The organism is Sphingomonas pollutisoli, from assembly GCF_029167165.1.
Lineage (GTDB): Bacteria > Pseudomonadota > Alphaproteobacteria > Sphingomonadales > Sphingomonadaceae > Sphingomonas > Sphingomonas pollutisoli.
In genome coordinates this window covers 1-13,766 of record NZ_JARFNJ010000029.1, presented here as the reverse complement: position 1 = coordinate 13,766, position 13,766 = coordinate 1, and the positions used below count along the sequence as shown (strand labels likewise).

General features: G+C 62.6%; 12 protein-coding genes, 3 pseudogenes and 1 riboswitch. All 15 genes and pseudogenes read right to left on the bottom strand.

Going from position 1 to position 13,766, the window contains the following annotated elements; all coding sequences use genetic code 11:
- Positions 1–68 precede the first annotated feature (68 nt).
- Positions 69–452: pseudogene (locus PX554_RS25845) on the bottom strand (ArdC-like ssDNA-binding domain-containing protein); the annotation flags it as partial.
- Between the two features lie 127 nt (positions 453–579).
- The gene (locus tag PX554_RS25840) at positions 580–2,748 is read right to left on the bottom strand and encodes a ParB/RepB/Spo0J family partition protein (protein WP_275504973.1); all 2,169 of its coding nucleotides are present in this window, start codon (positions 2,746–2,748) and stop codon (positions 580–582) included.
- Between the two features lie 109 nt (positions 2,749–2,857).
- Positions 2,858–4,549, bottom strand: coding sequence for a strawberry notch C-terminal domain-containing protein (locus PX554_RS25835; protein ID WP_420833487.1), 1,692 nt, complete (start codon positions 4,547–4,549; stop codon positions 2,858–2,860).
- A 358-nt stretch (positions 4,550–4,907) separates the two neighbouring features.
- Positions 4,908–5,480 (bottom strand): TMEM165/GDT1 family protein, encoded by a 573-nt coding sequence (locus PX554_RS25830; protein ID WP_275504970.1) that lies wholly within the window; start codon positions 5,478–5,480, stop codon positions 4,908–4,910.
- A gap of 16 nt (positions 5,481–5,496) precedes the next feature.
- Positions 5,497–5,676: riboswitch (yybP-ykoY riboswitch) on the bottom strand.
- A 47-nt stretch (positions 5,677–5,723) separates the two neighbouring features.
- Positions 5,724–6,239 (bottom strand): annotated as a pseudogene (locus tag PX554_RS25825) (cation diffusion facilitator family transporter); the annotation flags it as partial.
- 22 nt (positions 6,240–6,261) lie between these two features.
- Positions 6,262–6,525 carry a hypothetical protein gene (locus tag PX554_RS25820; RefSeq protein ID WP_275504969.1) on the bottom strand — a complete coding sequence of 88 codons (264 nt, stop codon included), beginning with the start codon at positions 6,523–6,525 and terminating at the stop codon, positions 6,262–6,264.
- A complete protein-coding gene (gene tnpC, locus PX554_RS25815) occupies positions 6,480–8,072 on the bottom strand; it encodes an IS66 family transposase (protein ID WP_275504972.1) in 1,593 nt (530 codons plus the stop codon). The genes PX554_RS25820 and tnpC overlap by 46 nt, the downstream gene beginning before the upstream one ends.
- Before the next feature lie 94 nt (positions 8,073–8,166).
- Positions 8,167–8,514, bottom strand: a complete 348-nt coding sequence (gene tnpB / locus PX554_RS25810; RefSeq protein ID WP_275504968.1) for an IS66 family insertion sequence element accessory protein TnpB — start codon at positions 8,512–8,514, stop codon at positions 8,167–8,169.
- Positions 8,511–8,873, bottom strand: coding sequence for an IS66-like element accessory protein TnpA (tnpA, locus tag PX554_RS25805; RefSeq protein WP_275504967.1), 363 nt, complete (start codon positions 8,871–8,873; stop codon positions 8,511–8,513). The genes tnpB and tnpA overlap by 4 nt, the downstream gene beginning before the upstream one ends.
- 101 nt (positions 8,874–8,974) lie before the next feature.
- Positions 8,975–9,403 (bottom strand): annotated as a pseudogene (locus PX554_RS25800) (cation diffusion facilitator family transporter); the annotation flags it as partial.
- Between the two features lie 11 nt (positions 9,404–9,414).
- The gene (locus PX554_RS25795; RefSeq protein WP_275504966.1) at positions 9,415–9,690 is read right to left on the bottom strand and encodes a metal/formaldehyde-sensitive transcriptional repressor; all 276 of its coding nucleotides are present in this window, start codon (positions 9,688–9,690) and stop codon (positions 9,415–9,417) included.
- A gap of 55 nt (positions 9,691–9,745) precedes the next feature.
- A complete protein-coding gene (locus PX554_RS25790; protein ID WP_275504965.1) occupies positions 9,746–10,765 on the bottom strand; it encodes a tyrosine-type recombinase/integrase in 1,020 nt (339 codons plus the stop codon).
- A complete protein-coding gene (locus PX554_RS25785; RefSeq protein ID WP_275504964.1) occupies positions 10,762–11,676 on the bottom strand; it encodes a tyrosine-type recombinase/integrase in 915 nt (304 codons plus the stop codon). Before PX554_RS25785 ends, PX554_RS25790 begins: the two co-directional genes overlap by 4 nt.
- Positions 11,670–13,217: a tyrosine-type recombinase/integrase gene (locus tag PX554_RS25780; RefSeq protein ID WP_275504963.1), complete on the bottom strand. Its 1,548-nt coding sequence runs from the start codon at positions 13,215–13,217 to the stop codon at positions 11,670–11,672. Before PX554_RS25780 ends, PX554_RS25785 begins: the two co-directional genes overlap by 7 nt.
- Before the next feature lie 145 nt (positions 13,218–13,362).
- The gene (locus tag PX554_RS25775; protein WP_275504962.1) at positions 13,363–13,632 is read right to left on the bottom strand and encodes a methylase; all 270 of its coding nucleotides are present in this window, start codon (positions 13,630–13,632) and stop codon (positions 13,363–13,365) included.
- Positions 13,633–13,766 lie beyond the last annotated feature (134 nt).

Below are 13,766 nucleotides of genomic sequence, written 5' to 3'. Positions count from 1 at the left end.
GATCTATAGCCAGCAAGATCATCTACTCATGGTAGAGCTCCTTTATACTTCCGCCGTTACGGCGCACCGTTGAACACGATGTAATGCCGGAGAAAGCGGACGCTCCGCTCCTTTTCCGCACCAGTTACCGGGTTGGATTCGGTCTTCTTGAAGTTGGAATAGTAGACCGACAGCGAGCCACTCTCGCCGCGCCGAACATTGCCGCCAAGCGCCTCGGCCTGCCGGTACGTCATCCAGTAGCGAGAGCGATACCCTTGCGCGTCGCCGATCGCCCAGAGGTAGAAGGTGTTGATGCCCGTGTACGGCGTGCCGCAATGCCGCAGCGGACGTCCGCCACTCCCTTGGACGCGCCAGGGCCGGCTCCACGGCGGGACCCCTTCCTCGAGCTTTTTGATGATGAGATTGGTGATCTCCGCGGCGACGTCGCGGCTCGGCCTTGCAGTGGAGGACATGACGATTGGCTCCGGCGAGCGAGCAAGGAGGACCGCCGATGAACAAGCACCGGCGGTAGTTGCCCGGGATGATAGTGAGTGGCGGACGGGGACCGGCAGCGCGACGCCGACCCCGTCACGGTGGTGATCAGACAGCGACTGGTTCGAGCGCCATGTCGTCGGCCTCGGGTATATCCGATCCGGCCTCAGTGACCGCCTCGCCTTCGGGCGAACCATCCTGGTCGATGCCGTCCTGGGCGATAGCCTGCTCGTTGGCTTCGTCGAGACCGTTATCCTCGACGTCGACGATGGTCTCCTCGGGCTGGCCGTCGAGGAACCGCATCGCGTTGGGCACCCAGGCAAGCGCTGCTTCCTTGGTCTCGGGTTCGACGATAGTGTCGCCGGCGAAGAGCTTCTGGCAGCTCGCCGAGATTTCCGTCTTCTTAAGCGATGCGTGGCGGCCGCTGAGCGCCGGTCCGCCAACCTCGTCGAGCAGGCTGAGGATGCTGCCCTTGTTCACCCGGTCGAAGAAGTTCTCCGACGTCGGGCGCCACCAGCTCGCGACGTCGATATCGAGGATCGACGCCAAACGGTTCTGCAGCGGAATCTGTTCGTTGCGCATGCCGTGTTTGGCCTGGAGCGACGTTGCAACAATGTAGGCGAGCCAGTTCGCCTTGCTGTCGTCGTCCAGAGCGCGGAACCCTTCGAATCGATCGACTTCGCTCTCGTACTCGGTCCACGCGGCATCGAGACCTTCATGCGCCTCTGCCAGATAGTCGCGCGCCCGGGATACCGGCACGTCGCTTATCGCCGGATCTTGCGGCCTGCTAGCGCTGACCGTCGTCCCATATTTGACCGAGTTGTCGCTGGACGGGCTCGATGGGTGACTGCGCGAGTCGATCATCGTGAAAAGCGCGTAATCGAGAGCGAGAGCCGGCTGAGCCAAAAGGCAGGACGCGAGAATGTCCCGACGCTGCATCGCCAGTTCATCGTAGAGCCGGGCGCTGAGCGACTTGCCCCCCGGCGCAACGGCCTCCGGCTTGTACTTCGGCTCCAGCGGTTCGCTTCCGCCGATGCGGAAACGGGTCGCCGAGCGGTCACCGCATTCGCCGCTCTCGCCGTCCCCACCGTCTTCGCTGTCACCTCCGGTCGGCTCGTCGATGAGGATCTGCTGCTCGCTGTAATATTGGGTGTCGAGCCGCATTTCGCCCTGCGGCGTCAGGAGCAGGAACGCCCCGACGTGCGCCTTGAGCTGCTCGGGAAGAGCGGGCGCCCGGTTTTCGATCACTTCGGCTTCAGCGATCAGCCGGTCGTCTTCCTGGTCGAGCAGCTTGAAATCCTCTTCGGAGACCGACTCGTCCTGCATCTCAGCCTCGAGTTCGCTGCGGCGTTGCTCGATTTCGTGCAGGCGGGCAGCTTGTTCGTCGGTCAGCGCCGGTGGCTGGAGGATGGCGCGATAGAGGCCGTGCGCGGCATTGTGCGCATAGTTGCTGGCGATCGGGCGGATCCAGGCCAGGCCCATTTCCTCGCCGATCCGTTTGGCCTCGGCTTCCATGATCTCGCCGGCCAGACGGTGCGCGATTTCTGGGTTGATCCAGCGATCGTTGCCGTCGGTGAACAGGTCGCCATCGACCTTGCCGCCGGCTTCGATATAGCGGGCCTCGCCCACCAGGATGGCGATCGGATCATTCGCCTTCAGCGTCTCGTTAGCGATGACACGGCGAATGGTGTCGGCGTTAACATGGTTGTTCTGGTAGCTGTTCCAGACCAGCAGCTGCTTCTCCTGATTCTCGGTCGATGCGTAGGCCTTGGCGACATCGAGGGTGATCTCGCCGGCGCTCAGTGCTTCGAAGATCGGTTCGGCGAGCGAGGCGAGCCGGAGACGGCCTTCCACGAACCGCCGCGTGACGCCGAAACGCTTGGCAACGGCATCGATGTCGCCGCTGGTACCGATAAAGTGCTGGAACGCACGGCACTCCTCGGCAGGCGTCATCTTGAGCTGTTGAAAGTTGGTCGCGGTCGAGGTTTCGGAAAGCGTCGCCTCGTCTGCCTGAAGCACCATCACTGGCACGTCATAATCGTCGGCCTTGATCGTGCCGGCATCGGCGAGGCGCTGCAGTGCGCGAAGGCGCCGCCCGCCGTCGAACACCTCGAAGGCACCGCGGGGTTTTTTCGCGGGCGTGACGAGCAGGTTCTGGAGAACGCCGCGCGCCTCAATGTCGGCCGCCATCTGCGGGATCTGCAGCTTCTCCTCAGGGAGACGGCGAACGTTGATCGGCGAGAGCCGGAGCTTGCTGAGCTTGATGGTCTGGATCACTGGGGTAACTCCTTCTGGCATCCGGCGCATCCCGGACACCATCCCCGCTCCCCCTCACCTCTCTCCCAGGGTCGCCTTCGGGCCGTTTGGGCAAGGCTGTCCGCGCTGATCAACCGCTGCCAAGCAGGATCCGATCGAGCGTTTCCGCAGCAGTCGGCACCGGCAGGAAGACGCGGGTCCGGTATTGGATCACCTCGGTGAAGCAGCCGATCGACTTGAGCCACGCGAGTTGCTCTGAGGGCGCGCCGACCAGCTCGATGCGTGGGCTTCCGTTCACCCGCGCCCGCCGGATCGTCATTGGGAATGGCCGCGACAGGTCGACGGCCCGGCCCGAGAATGCGGACTTGACGATGTCCTGCGGCGGCATGTTCTCGGCACGGTCGATGCCAAGCTTGGTAAAAAGCTGGACGATATGCTCGTCGAAGACGAGGCGGCCGAGCCAGCTATTGCCCGCCTTGTCGGCGATGCGATTGACGACAAGATGGTCGCTCGGAAGCGCGGACCAGATCGGGAGCAGCAGCCCGGTCGCGAGGCGCACGGTTTCTGTATCGACTTTGTTGGCGGCTTCCTCGGCTTCCTCGCGCCATTTGGCGGAGAAGGCTTCACGGTCGATCAAGGTCCAGGCGCTCTCGAACAGTTCCTGCTCCCGCATATATTCGCGCCGCGTCGGCCGCATCAGCTCGATGCGCGGAATGGGCGTTCCCTCCTTCTCCTCCATGAGGGCGCGCGCCCGTGTCTGAAGCGCGACCTTGCCGGATTTGGTGTTGGTCAAGAACTCGGCAGTCGCATCGCTGTCGGCGATATGAAGGATGCGCTCCAGCGACACGGGGACGCGCCGATGCTCGATCTCGATCGTCAGGAGATGCGATGTCGCCCCGCTGACCGCATCGGTGCGCAGCAGCGTGTCTTCGATCAGCGCCGCCTTGTCGACGAGGATGGTCTCGACACCGACATCGAGACGCCCCGCTTCGCGCGCGGCCGAGACGCGGGTCTCCACGAGCGAGAGGAATTCGTCGAAGATCTTGTTCTGCAGGCCGATCGGCAGGGCGAGGATGCGATTGAGCCACCGCTGGATAGGCGGCAGCTCATCCTTCATCACGCCGTCCTTGTCGCAGAGCTCAAGACCGGTTCGGCTCTCGAATTCGGCATGGCTGACGCTGGTGAGCTTGCCGCCGACCAGCAGATGGAACCAGCTCACAAGAGCCGCGCAGGCATATTCGCTTTCGAGATTGTCAGCCGGATCGAACAGATTTTGCCCGCCTGTCTGCCGCTGGCCGCGCGTGAGCGCGCCGAGACTGTCGAGCCGCCGCGCGATTGTGCTGGTGAAGCGGAGTTCGCCTTTGCAGTCGGTCGTAACCGGCCTGAACAACGGGGTGCTGGCTTGGTGGGTCCGGTGCGTCCGGCCAAGGCCCTGGATAGCGCGATCGGCGCGCCAACCTGGCTCGAGCAACAGGTGGACCCGCTGCTCCTGGTTCGCGACGTCGCGGGAGGCGTGGTACGATCGTCCTGTTCCGCCGGCATCCGAGAAAACCAGCATGCGCTTGCGGCCCTCCATGAATGCCGCCGCCTCGGCCTGGCTTGTTCGGGTCGACCGGGTCTCGAGCTTCTGGCGACCGTCGCCCGCCGAGATCAGACGCTTGGTGCGCCCCGTCACTTCGGCGACGCGATCATGTCCGAAGTGCTCGAGAAGTCCATCCAGTGCCGACATGATCGGCGGCAGGGCGCATAGCTGCTCGATGAGGTGGTCGCGTGCGGCTTCGGCTTCCGGATTGTAGACCGGATTGCCGTCCTCGTCTTCCATCGGAACCGAGCGCGGGGTGCCGGTATCGTCGGTGAAGACGCGCATCTGCCGGGTTGGGAAAGCCCGCTCCAGATAGTCGATGACATATTCCTTGCAGTCCGCCATTATCTCGAGCGGAGCGGCAGGAGGCTCGGATTTGCGTCGCTTTGTCATGATTTCACTCCAGATAATTACGGCTCCTCCAACCAAACTGGTCGAAGGAGCCGTATTCGACAGTGCCGATGACTTGGTGGCCATCGTCAGTGCATCGCGGCGCATTCGGCACCGAATGCGCTACTTCTGAAGCGCCCCCTCCACTCTCGCTGCCATCACTCTGGGAGGAGATGATCGGGGCGAATCGCCGGATTGTTCAGTGAGATCAAAATGACCAACCTGCGGTCTGGATGAGAAGCCATACACCGATCACTAGGAACAATGCTGCGGCGATCATGCGCACGATCTTCAAAGGTACATATTTCAGCACTTCGTGGCCAAGGAACACAGCGGGGACATTCGCCAACATCATTCCCAAAGTCGTACCGGTCGTAACGGCGATGACATCATGGAACCGAGCGCCCAGAGCGATGGTCGCAACCTGGGTCTTGTCCCCCATCTCCACGAGAAAGAAGGCAATCAGCGTCGTCAAGAAGGCGCCGAACCGAGCAGGCTTCTCCTGATCTTCATCGAGCTTGTCCGGGATCAGCGTCCACGCGGCCATCGCGATAAAGGAAGCTGCAATGGCATAGCGGAACCATTGCCCATCCAGGATTGATGCAACTTCTGATCCGACCAGTGCCGCCAAGAAATGATTGGCAACGGTCGCGGCAAATATGCCACCGACAATTGGCAGTGGTTTACGAAACCGGGTTGCCAATACGATTGCCAGCAACTGTGTCTTATCGCCGATCTCGGCCAACGCCACGACCGCTGTCGAAGTGAGTAATGCTTCCATGTATAGTCTCCGGGCCAGGCGGCAGTAACGAACCAACAGACATCGATCTCGCCGCCCAGCCCTGAGCGGAGAATCGATGCCATTGGTCTCGCCCAAGCGGTCTCCCGCTTCCCTCGCGCCACGGCCTCTCGACCGAGTATGTTGACGCGGGGGCCCGCTCGATCGAGCGACTGGCTACTCCCCAGATGACAGCGGCGATCTAGACGCATGCATCCCACCGCACAACCTTGAAATGCGGATGCCTTAGCGCTGCTCGACAGTCAGATGAGCAATCTCGTGAACGACAGACAAGCGTGATCGTACCGCTTCACCGGTCATCCCCGCAATCGACACGATGGCAGCGTGGGCACCGGGTCCAACTCGCCAAACGTGCAGATCAGTGATCCGTGCCCCTCCGGATTCTTCAAGGATCTCGCGAATCTCGACTTCAATCTCGGTCTCATGGGCATCTAGAAGCACGCTGGCAGTATCGCGCATAAGCGACCAGGACCATGCAGCAATTACGATTGCACCGACAATGCCCATCACCGGATCGAGCCAAGTCCAACCGAGATAACGCCCACCCAGCAAAGCAGCAATGGCAAGCACCGAGGTCAGCGCATCGGCGAGAACGTGGACATATGCTGACCGCAGGTTGTTGTCGTGATGATGGCCATGGCCATGGCCGTGGTGATCATCGTGTTCATGCACGTGACCATGATCGTGCCCGTGATGATGTCCACCGCCAAGAAGCATCGCACTTGCCAGATTTACCGTAAGCATCCGCCGAAGGCCGCGGGGATCACGGTTGACCGAGTTCGGCTAGGCGTTCTTGGATGAACTCGATGCCGTCGTCGGTGAAGGCGTGGATCGAGGGATCATTGTCATCGGCGCTGTCGATGACCGAGAGGCAGCCGTCCTTCGGGCGCATAGTCTCGGCGAGCTCCTCGATGATCACCTGTTCGACGCCGAGCTTTTGCGCGACGAAGCGGGCGGTGAACACCATCGAGACGTAAGGCATCAGGCAGCCTTGGCGATCGGCGCGGCGGTGGCGGCCCAGTTCCACGGGAGCAGCTCGTCGAGCCGGCCTTGCGGGATGGCGGCGATGCGGGTGAGCACGTCGGTGAGCCAGGCCTGCGGATCGACATCGTTGAGGCGCGCGGTGGCGATGAGCGAGTACATCAGCGCAGCGCGCTCGCCGCCGCGATCGGACCCGGCGAACAACCACGACTTCCTGCCGAGTGCGACGCCTCTTAAAGCCCGTTCCGCGGCATTGTTGGTCAGACAGATGCGGCCATCGTCGAGGAAGCGGGCGAACGCGGCCCAGTCTTTGAGCATGTAATCGATCGCACCAGCGACGGGGTTGTGGCGGGCCAGCGCGGCGCGCTGGTCGCGCATCCAGCGTTCGAGGTCGGCGACGAGCGGCACCGTCGTGATCTGGCGCTGCGCGAGGCGACGATCGACATCGGCGCCGACAATGCCGCGCTCGACATCGAAGATCGCATCGATGCGGCGGACCGCCTCGGCCGCGATCGGCGAGACGATAGGCTTCTTGCGCCGCTTGAGCTGCCCGGCGACGTCGGCGAGATCGAAGAACTTACGGCGCGCATGCGCCCAGCACAGCGCGCGCGTGACCGGCGCCGGCTCACGGGGCGCGCGGAACAGCTCGTTGTAACCGGCATAGGCGTCGGCTTGGAGGATGCCGGTGTACCCTGCGAGATGGTCCCGAGGATGCACACTGCGGCGGTCGCGCGAATAGCGGAACAGCGCGGCCGGTGGGGCGCGACCGCCGAACGGCCGATCGTCGCGGACATAGGTCCACAAGCGGGCGACATCGGTCTTGACCGGCGCCAGCACCGGGATCGTCGTGTCGTCGCCATGCAGCCGCTCGGCGGCAAGCACATGCGCTTCGATCATCAGGTAGAGCGGGCGGAGCACCGCGGCGCAGGCGCCGACCTGATCGGCGAGCGTCGACAGGCTGAGCTCGACGCCTTCGCGGGCATAGCGGTCGCGCTGGCGGTTGAGCGGCTGGTGCTGGCCGAACTTCTCGAACAGGATCATGGCGAGCAGGCTCGGCCCGAACATGCCTCTCGGCGTGACGTGGAACGGCGCCGGCGGCTGGGTGATGCGCTCGCAGGCCCGGCACGAGAAGCGCTCGCGCACGGTCTGGACGACCTTCCACTGCCTGGGGATCACCTCGAGCGTCTCGGTGATATCCTCGCCCAGCTTCGACAGCCGATCCGAGCCACAGCACGGGCAGTTGGCGGGTGCGGGAATCACGACCCGCTCGCGCGGCAGATGGTCGGGGAATGCTCGGGGCGACGAGCGTCGGCGCACGAACGCCTCGACGTTGGTCCCTTCAGCGGCGCGTGCAGCCAAGGCCTCGTCTTCGGCGGCGGTCGCCTCGGCGTCGATGAAGGCGAGCTCGAACTGGTCGATGAGCCGGCTGCCGCGTTCGGATCGCTGGCCGTAGAGTGCGCGGCGCATCTGCGCGTTCTGAAGCTCGAGCAGCGCATTGCGGGCTTCAAGGTCGGCGGCGGTCGCCTTCGCGCGGGCCGCTTCTGCCATCGCTATCGCCGCCTCGTCACGCGCTGTGGCGAGCGCCTCGCGCATACCCTCCAGGGTGGTCGGATCAGCCCCCTTCTCCACGCCTGCGTGGATAGCACAAAACGCTAGAATCCGGGAGTAATTACGTCGCGGAAATGACTCACCCCGCCGCGCGCGGACGCCACGTCATCTGCGGATTACGCCAGTCGATCCCTTCGAGCATGCAGGCCATCTGCGAGGGCGATATCGCGATCACGCCGTCGCCCAAAAATGGCCAGATGAACCGCCCGCGGTCGAGCCGCTTGGCGTAGAGCGACAGCCCGACGCCGTCGTGCCAGAGAATCTTGCAAAGGTCGCCCTTGCGGCCCCGGAATATGTAGAGATCGCCAGCGTGGGGATCGCGCTTGAGGCTCTGCTGCACCTGCAACGCCAGGCCGTGCATGCCGCGACGCATATCAGTCACTCCGGTCGCGATCCAGATCCGGACACCGCCGGGAACCGGGATCATCGCCGAAGCGCGCGCAACGCACGCTCGACCAGCGCCGGTGGCGCATCCGATGCGATCCTGATCATCACACCCTCAAGCTCCACCGTCATCGCTGCGGGTCGCTCCGACGACGCCGTGGCCGGCGCCGGAGCCGAGTCAGCCTCGGGGCCGACAAGAAGCGGGGCGAAGCCCGCCGACGCAGCCTCCGCGCACAGCCGTCGCCGCCAGCGATAGAGCAAGCTCGGATCTACATCATGCCGCCGCGCAACCTCGCTGACGCACATGCCCGGCGAAAACGCCTCCGCCAAGATCGCCAGCTTCCGCTCTTCCGGCCACATCCGGCGACGCTCGACGCCGGAAATTATCGTCATCTGGCTCATCGCACCGCCGCTAACACCAATGCAAACACCCGCGCCTGCACCAAGGCTAACGTCAGCCGATCACCCCATCCTCACAAGGCGGCCTCCACCGGAGGGATACGATTTACCAAAAGGCCAACGACCGCGATGATCGTAGCTTCGGAAAATGCAACGGGACGGGGGTCAAGCAGACGCTGAACGGATTCCACTGCAATGCCGAATGCGACCAGGCCCAGAACAAGCGCGGAAGCGAAACCGGCGAGATCGCCAACTTTGCCCGTGCCGAACGAATATCGACGGCTGTTCGCGTGCTTGCGAGCATATGAATAGGCAATCGCAGCCACGCCCAGCGCGCCAGCATGTGTTGCCATATGAAAACCGTCGGCAAGCAATGCCATCGAGTTGTAAACGGCTCCTGCGAGTATCTCGATTACCATCATCCCTGCCGTCAGGACTACGACCCAAATGGTGCGTCGAGCGTTGGTGTCGTGGGCCTCGCCCAAGAAGACGTGATCGTGGGTTAGCTCGTCGAGCTCAGCGTCAAGGGACATATTCTGAGTTCCTATTTTGCGTAACGGCGGATCGCCGCGATCAGTTCGTCGGCCGCTTCAGCGCGCGCGGCATCGCTGAGACCGGGCCGAGCCAAATGTTGCTCGATGTGATCACTGAGCAGTTCGTCCATTAGTCCGCCTACGGCTCCGCGGACCCCCGCGACTTGATGCAGGATCTCACCGCATGTGGTCTCGTTGGTAATCGCCCTCTCGATAGCGGCGACCTGACCGGAAATCCGCCGCACCCTTGCGAGGAGGGCATCCTTGTGGGACTTGATGTGTGCCATATAGGATACCCCCCTATCCTATATGGCACGGTCATGAAAGTATCTTGCGATGCAATCATGCATTGCGGCTCCCGCACTGACGGCGAACGTCGGTGAGCATGGTGATCAAGGCATCAGTTGGTGGCTTAAAGTGCCCGGGCTTGATGGCTGGGGCGCTGTGGGTAGCAAGAATCTGTAGCTTCTCCTCGGGATCAGCTCGCAAATAGGTCTCGGTGCTTTGGATGCTGGCATGGCCAAGCCACAACGCGACCTTGCGGATGTCCCCGGTCGCCGCGAGCGTGTGCATTGCGCAGGAATGACGCAGCACGTGGGGCGTGACCCGCTTGCTATGGATCGACGGCTGTTTTGCTGCGGCAGTCTTGACGTGTTCGGCCAAGCGGAATGCGAAGCCATCGCGGGTCAATGGCTGCCCGTTCGCATTGAGGAATATCTCGGTTGCCTGCACTTGCGGGCGGATCGCCAGCCAGGCGCGCAATGCGAACTGTGTCTCCTTCCATAGCGGCAAGACCCGTTCGCGGCGGCCCTTGCCCATGATGTGCACGGTGGACAGCGAGCGGTCGGGGAAATCGCGCAACTGCAGCGACACCAGTTCCGACACCCTGAGCCCGCCTGCATAGGTCAGATGCAGCATCGCGCGGTCACGGGTGCCGAGGCGTGTCCGGGGATCAGGAGCATCGAGCAATGCCTTAATCTCGACCCGGTCGAGGTAGTCGATCAGCGCCTTGTCGGTCTTCTTGGTCGGAATAGCTCGAACGCGAAGGGCTTGGTCCAGACAGGCTGGAAGCCGATACTCGATGTACCGGAAGAAGGATCGGATCGCGGCGAGTCTGCCATTGCGCGTGCGCACGCAACTGCCACGTCCGGTCTCGACATGGTCCAGGAAGGCCATGATCATGTCTGTGCCGAAGTCTTCGATCTCGAGATCCGTCGGGCGACGCTTCAATCGATCGGCGGCGAACTTTACCAGCAGAACAAAGCAGTTGGCATAGGTCTTCACCGTGTGCGGGCTGACTGCGCGCTCCCGCGGAAGATGTTCGCGCAGATATGCCGAGAGATGGGGTGCAAGGGCCGTCATGCCGCTTCTCCCAGAAAAAGTTGTTCGCTCGAGGCAGCAATGTCGCGCAGCAGCACCGGAGTGGCTTCGAGATACCAATAGGTGTTGGCGACCGAGGCGTGTCCCAGATAAACGCTGAGCCCCGCCATGTGATGCGCCACGGCTTCCCTGTCCGGCGAACACGACTCCAGGGAGCGCACGGCGAAAGTATGCCGCAAATCGTGCAGCCGCATGCCGGCTGTTCCGGTTGGTCCACGATATCCGAGCTGCCGTGCCAACCTCACGAACACGACATGGGCGCGCACCTTGTGGGGTGCTCGTCCTCGGATCGTGACGAAGAGGTCGTTGCCGGTAGCACCGAGCCTTGCCCGGGTGGAAAGATAGGCTTCGAGTGCCTGCCGGGTCGACGGCTGCAAGGCAATGAGCCGCTGCTTGCCAAACTTGCCATTGCGGATGATCAAGCCATCCTCGACCAGATCAGTGCACTGCAGAGCCAGCGCTTCGGATATCCGGAGCCCTGTCGCCGCCAGCAACCCAAAGAGGTAGTGGTACGTGAATGGGCTGATGGTGCCCCGTGGCGGCAAGTCCAACGCCGCCGTCATGATCGCTTGAACCTGTTGGGCTTCAATTATCGTCGGCGTTGGCCGCGGTCTTTTGCCCCGGCCGAATACGCCTGCAGGCGGGACTTCGTGTTGCAAATCCTCGGCGTGAGCGAACAGGCTGAAGTTGCGAACGGTGTTGAACCGGGTCTGGGCCACGTACTGCGATGTCGATGTGTGACACCAGTCGTAGATCCGCTGGATCTTAGTATATCGGTCACCGACCCCTTCGGCGAAAGCCGCGTAAAGGCGCAGCAATCGCTCCTGTTCCGCAAACTTCCGTCCCAGGCTCCGGTGCAGCGCCACGTATCTGGCAATGTGGGTGTTCAACATGGCAGGTCTCCTGGCCAGGGCTGCGCGATCTTCATGAGCATCGGCAGATCGACCTTGGCGTAGATGGCAGTGGTCTCGGGCGTGCTGTGGCGCAGGATGGTCCCGACGGACTCCAGGCCTGCGCCCGCGCGCAGCAAGTTGGTAGCAAGCGAATGCCGGAATATGTGCGACCCGGTCGGCACCCCATCGATTCCGCCGCGCTCTCGCGTGCGTGCGACGATCCCAGCAATCTCGGAGGGCGAGCGGAACGAACGGAACGGGGCTTGCGAGCGCAAGAACACGTGCTGATCGACGGACTTGGGGCGGGCCGCGACAATATAATCCAGGATCGCGTCGCCAACGTCTTGCTGCAAAGGCAGCCGGTCTGGCCGCCGCGTCTTGCCCTTCACTGTCAGATGACCGGAGCGCCAGTCGATGTCGTCGAGGCGCAAATCCCGGATATCACTGGCACGCAGGCCAAGCCTGGCGAGCAGGAGAATGATGGCCTTGTCGCGGACTTCCACCGGACGACCTGTCGGACAAGCCGCAATGATCTTCTCGATCGTTGCCGGGTCGACGTGGCGGGGTAGCGCCGAAAGGCGGTATCGCTGGACCGAGGGGATCGCGTGCAACAGCGCGGGCTGACAATCGCCCTGTACGATCAAAAACCGAATGAAGCTCCTTATGATCGTGACGAGCAGAGACGCGGAACCAGGCGTCTCCTTGCTTCGTCGTTCGAACGCGCGCCTGAGAGTGGCCGCATCCCATTGTGACGGCTCGCCCAACATGGGCATGAGCCGAGCGATCTCAGCCTTGTAGCGGCGGATCGTCTCTTCGCTGGCGCCGCGGTGCTGTAGAAGCCAGGCGAGGTATGCCGACATATGCGGGTCAGCATCGGTCACTGGCTGAATCGAACGGATGGCACCCTTGTGGCGCAGAAACTCGACGAAATGCCGAGCACATCGCCGCCGCCGCTTCGCCCCCGATGGAACTAGCTTGCCTCGCTTGCGCCAGACCGGACAGCGACAATCATGCACCGCGTACTGGCCGATAATCTTGTCGTCGACATCATCCCAGCGCCGCCTGGATATGCGGAGCCACGCGGCAAAGTGCTCGGCCTCCGACCGGTAGCTTTGCGACACTCCCGGAGCGAGTTGGAGATCGTCGATGCTATCCGAATAGTCGGCGAATTGGCGCCCCAGCTCGTCGATCCCGTCAGCGACAACGATGTGGCCCTGGTCTTCAAGAAACCGAATGAAACGCCGGACGCGCGCTGCAAGATCGGCTTTGTAGGCAGGTTCTTGCGCGCAGTAGCCTGAGCATCGGCATCGATGCTTCTCAAACCGGTGCGCAACCCCATCGTCGATCTCCCCGACTACAATCCCCCTCAGCTCCAGCCAGTGCAGGAAATGGCGGACCGCTGCGCCGTACAGGATCGCACGAGCCGATCCCTCGTCAACTGAAAGAGAGGAGAGGAATGCGGCGAGTAGGGCGTCGGGACTGGGCGGATCTTCGAACCTGCTCGGCGCAGGCCGAAACGACAAAAAAGAACTTCTTGGCATGGTGGTTCCTTCGACTTGTTGAGGTCGAAGGAACGATAATTATCTGGAGTGAAATCATGACAAAGCGACGCAAATCCGAGCCTCCTGCCGCTCCGCTCGAGATAATGGCGGACTGCAAGGAATTCCTGTAATGCTGAGGTCCACATTAGACATATTCGCGCGGCGACAGGTCGATCTCGAGATCGGCGCGCTCGTCGGGGCTGAGCGCGCCAAGACGGCGATCGAGGATGGATTCGGCCGTGGTCACCAACTGCATCACGACGGATTGTCCGCCCTCGAGATGTTGCTGGGCCGCAGCGATGACGGTCGGCAGTTTCATCGACAGCAGGACCTGTCCGAAGAAGCGCTGCTTGGTCGACTCGAACCGCGAGCGTGCCGAGGCTTTGGCACCACTGTTGAGCGTCGCGTTCTCCAAGCCGTCAACGACGGCTGTCAGCTCGAGTGCCTTCTCCATGTTCTGATGGATGATTGATTATCGCGAGGAAGCGGTAATGCGGAGGAGCGCGGCGTAACCGGCGAATTCCCATGATAGTGTGCGCAGTTGCTGCG

Bases quoted from the DNA above. Each gene is read 5' to 3' on its own strand.
- tnpB (WP_275504968.1), bottom strand. From the start codon at position 8,514: ATGATCCCGGTTCCCGGCGGTGTCCGGATCTGGATCGCGACCGGAGTG.
- tnpC (WP_275504972.1), bottom strand. From the start codon at position 8,072: ATGCGCGAGGCGCTCGCCACAGCGCGTGACGAGGCGGCGATAGCGATG.
- PX554_RS25830 (WP_275504970.1), bottom strand. From the start codon at position 5,480: ATGGAAGCATTACTCACTTCGACAGCGGTCGTGGCGTTGGCCGAGATC.
- PX554_RS25785 (WP_275504964.1), bottom strand. From the start codon at position 11,676: ATGTTGAACACCCACATTGCCAGATACGTGGCGCTGCACCGGAGCCTG.
- PX554_RS25795 (WP_275504966.1), bottom strand. From the start codon at position 9,690: ATGGCACACATCAAGTCCCACAAGGATGCCCTCCTCGCAAGGGTGCGG.
- PX554_RS25790 (WP_275504965.1), bottom strand. From the start codon at position 10,765: ATGACGGCCCTTGCACCCCATCTCTCGGCATATCTGCGCGAACATCTT.
- tnpA (WP_275504967.1), bottom strand. From the start codon at position 8,873: ATGAGCCAGATGACGATAATTTCCGGCGTCGAGCGTCGCCGGATGTGG.
- PX554_RS25835 (WP_420833487.1), bottom strand. From the start codon at position 4,549: ATGGAAGACGAGGACGGCAATCCGGTCTACAATCCGGAAGCCGAAGCC.
- PX554_RS25780 (WP_275504963.1), bottom strand. From the start codon at position 13,217: ATGCCAAGAAGTTCTTTTTTGTCGTTTCGGCCTGCGCCGAGCAGGTTC.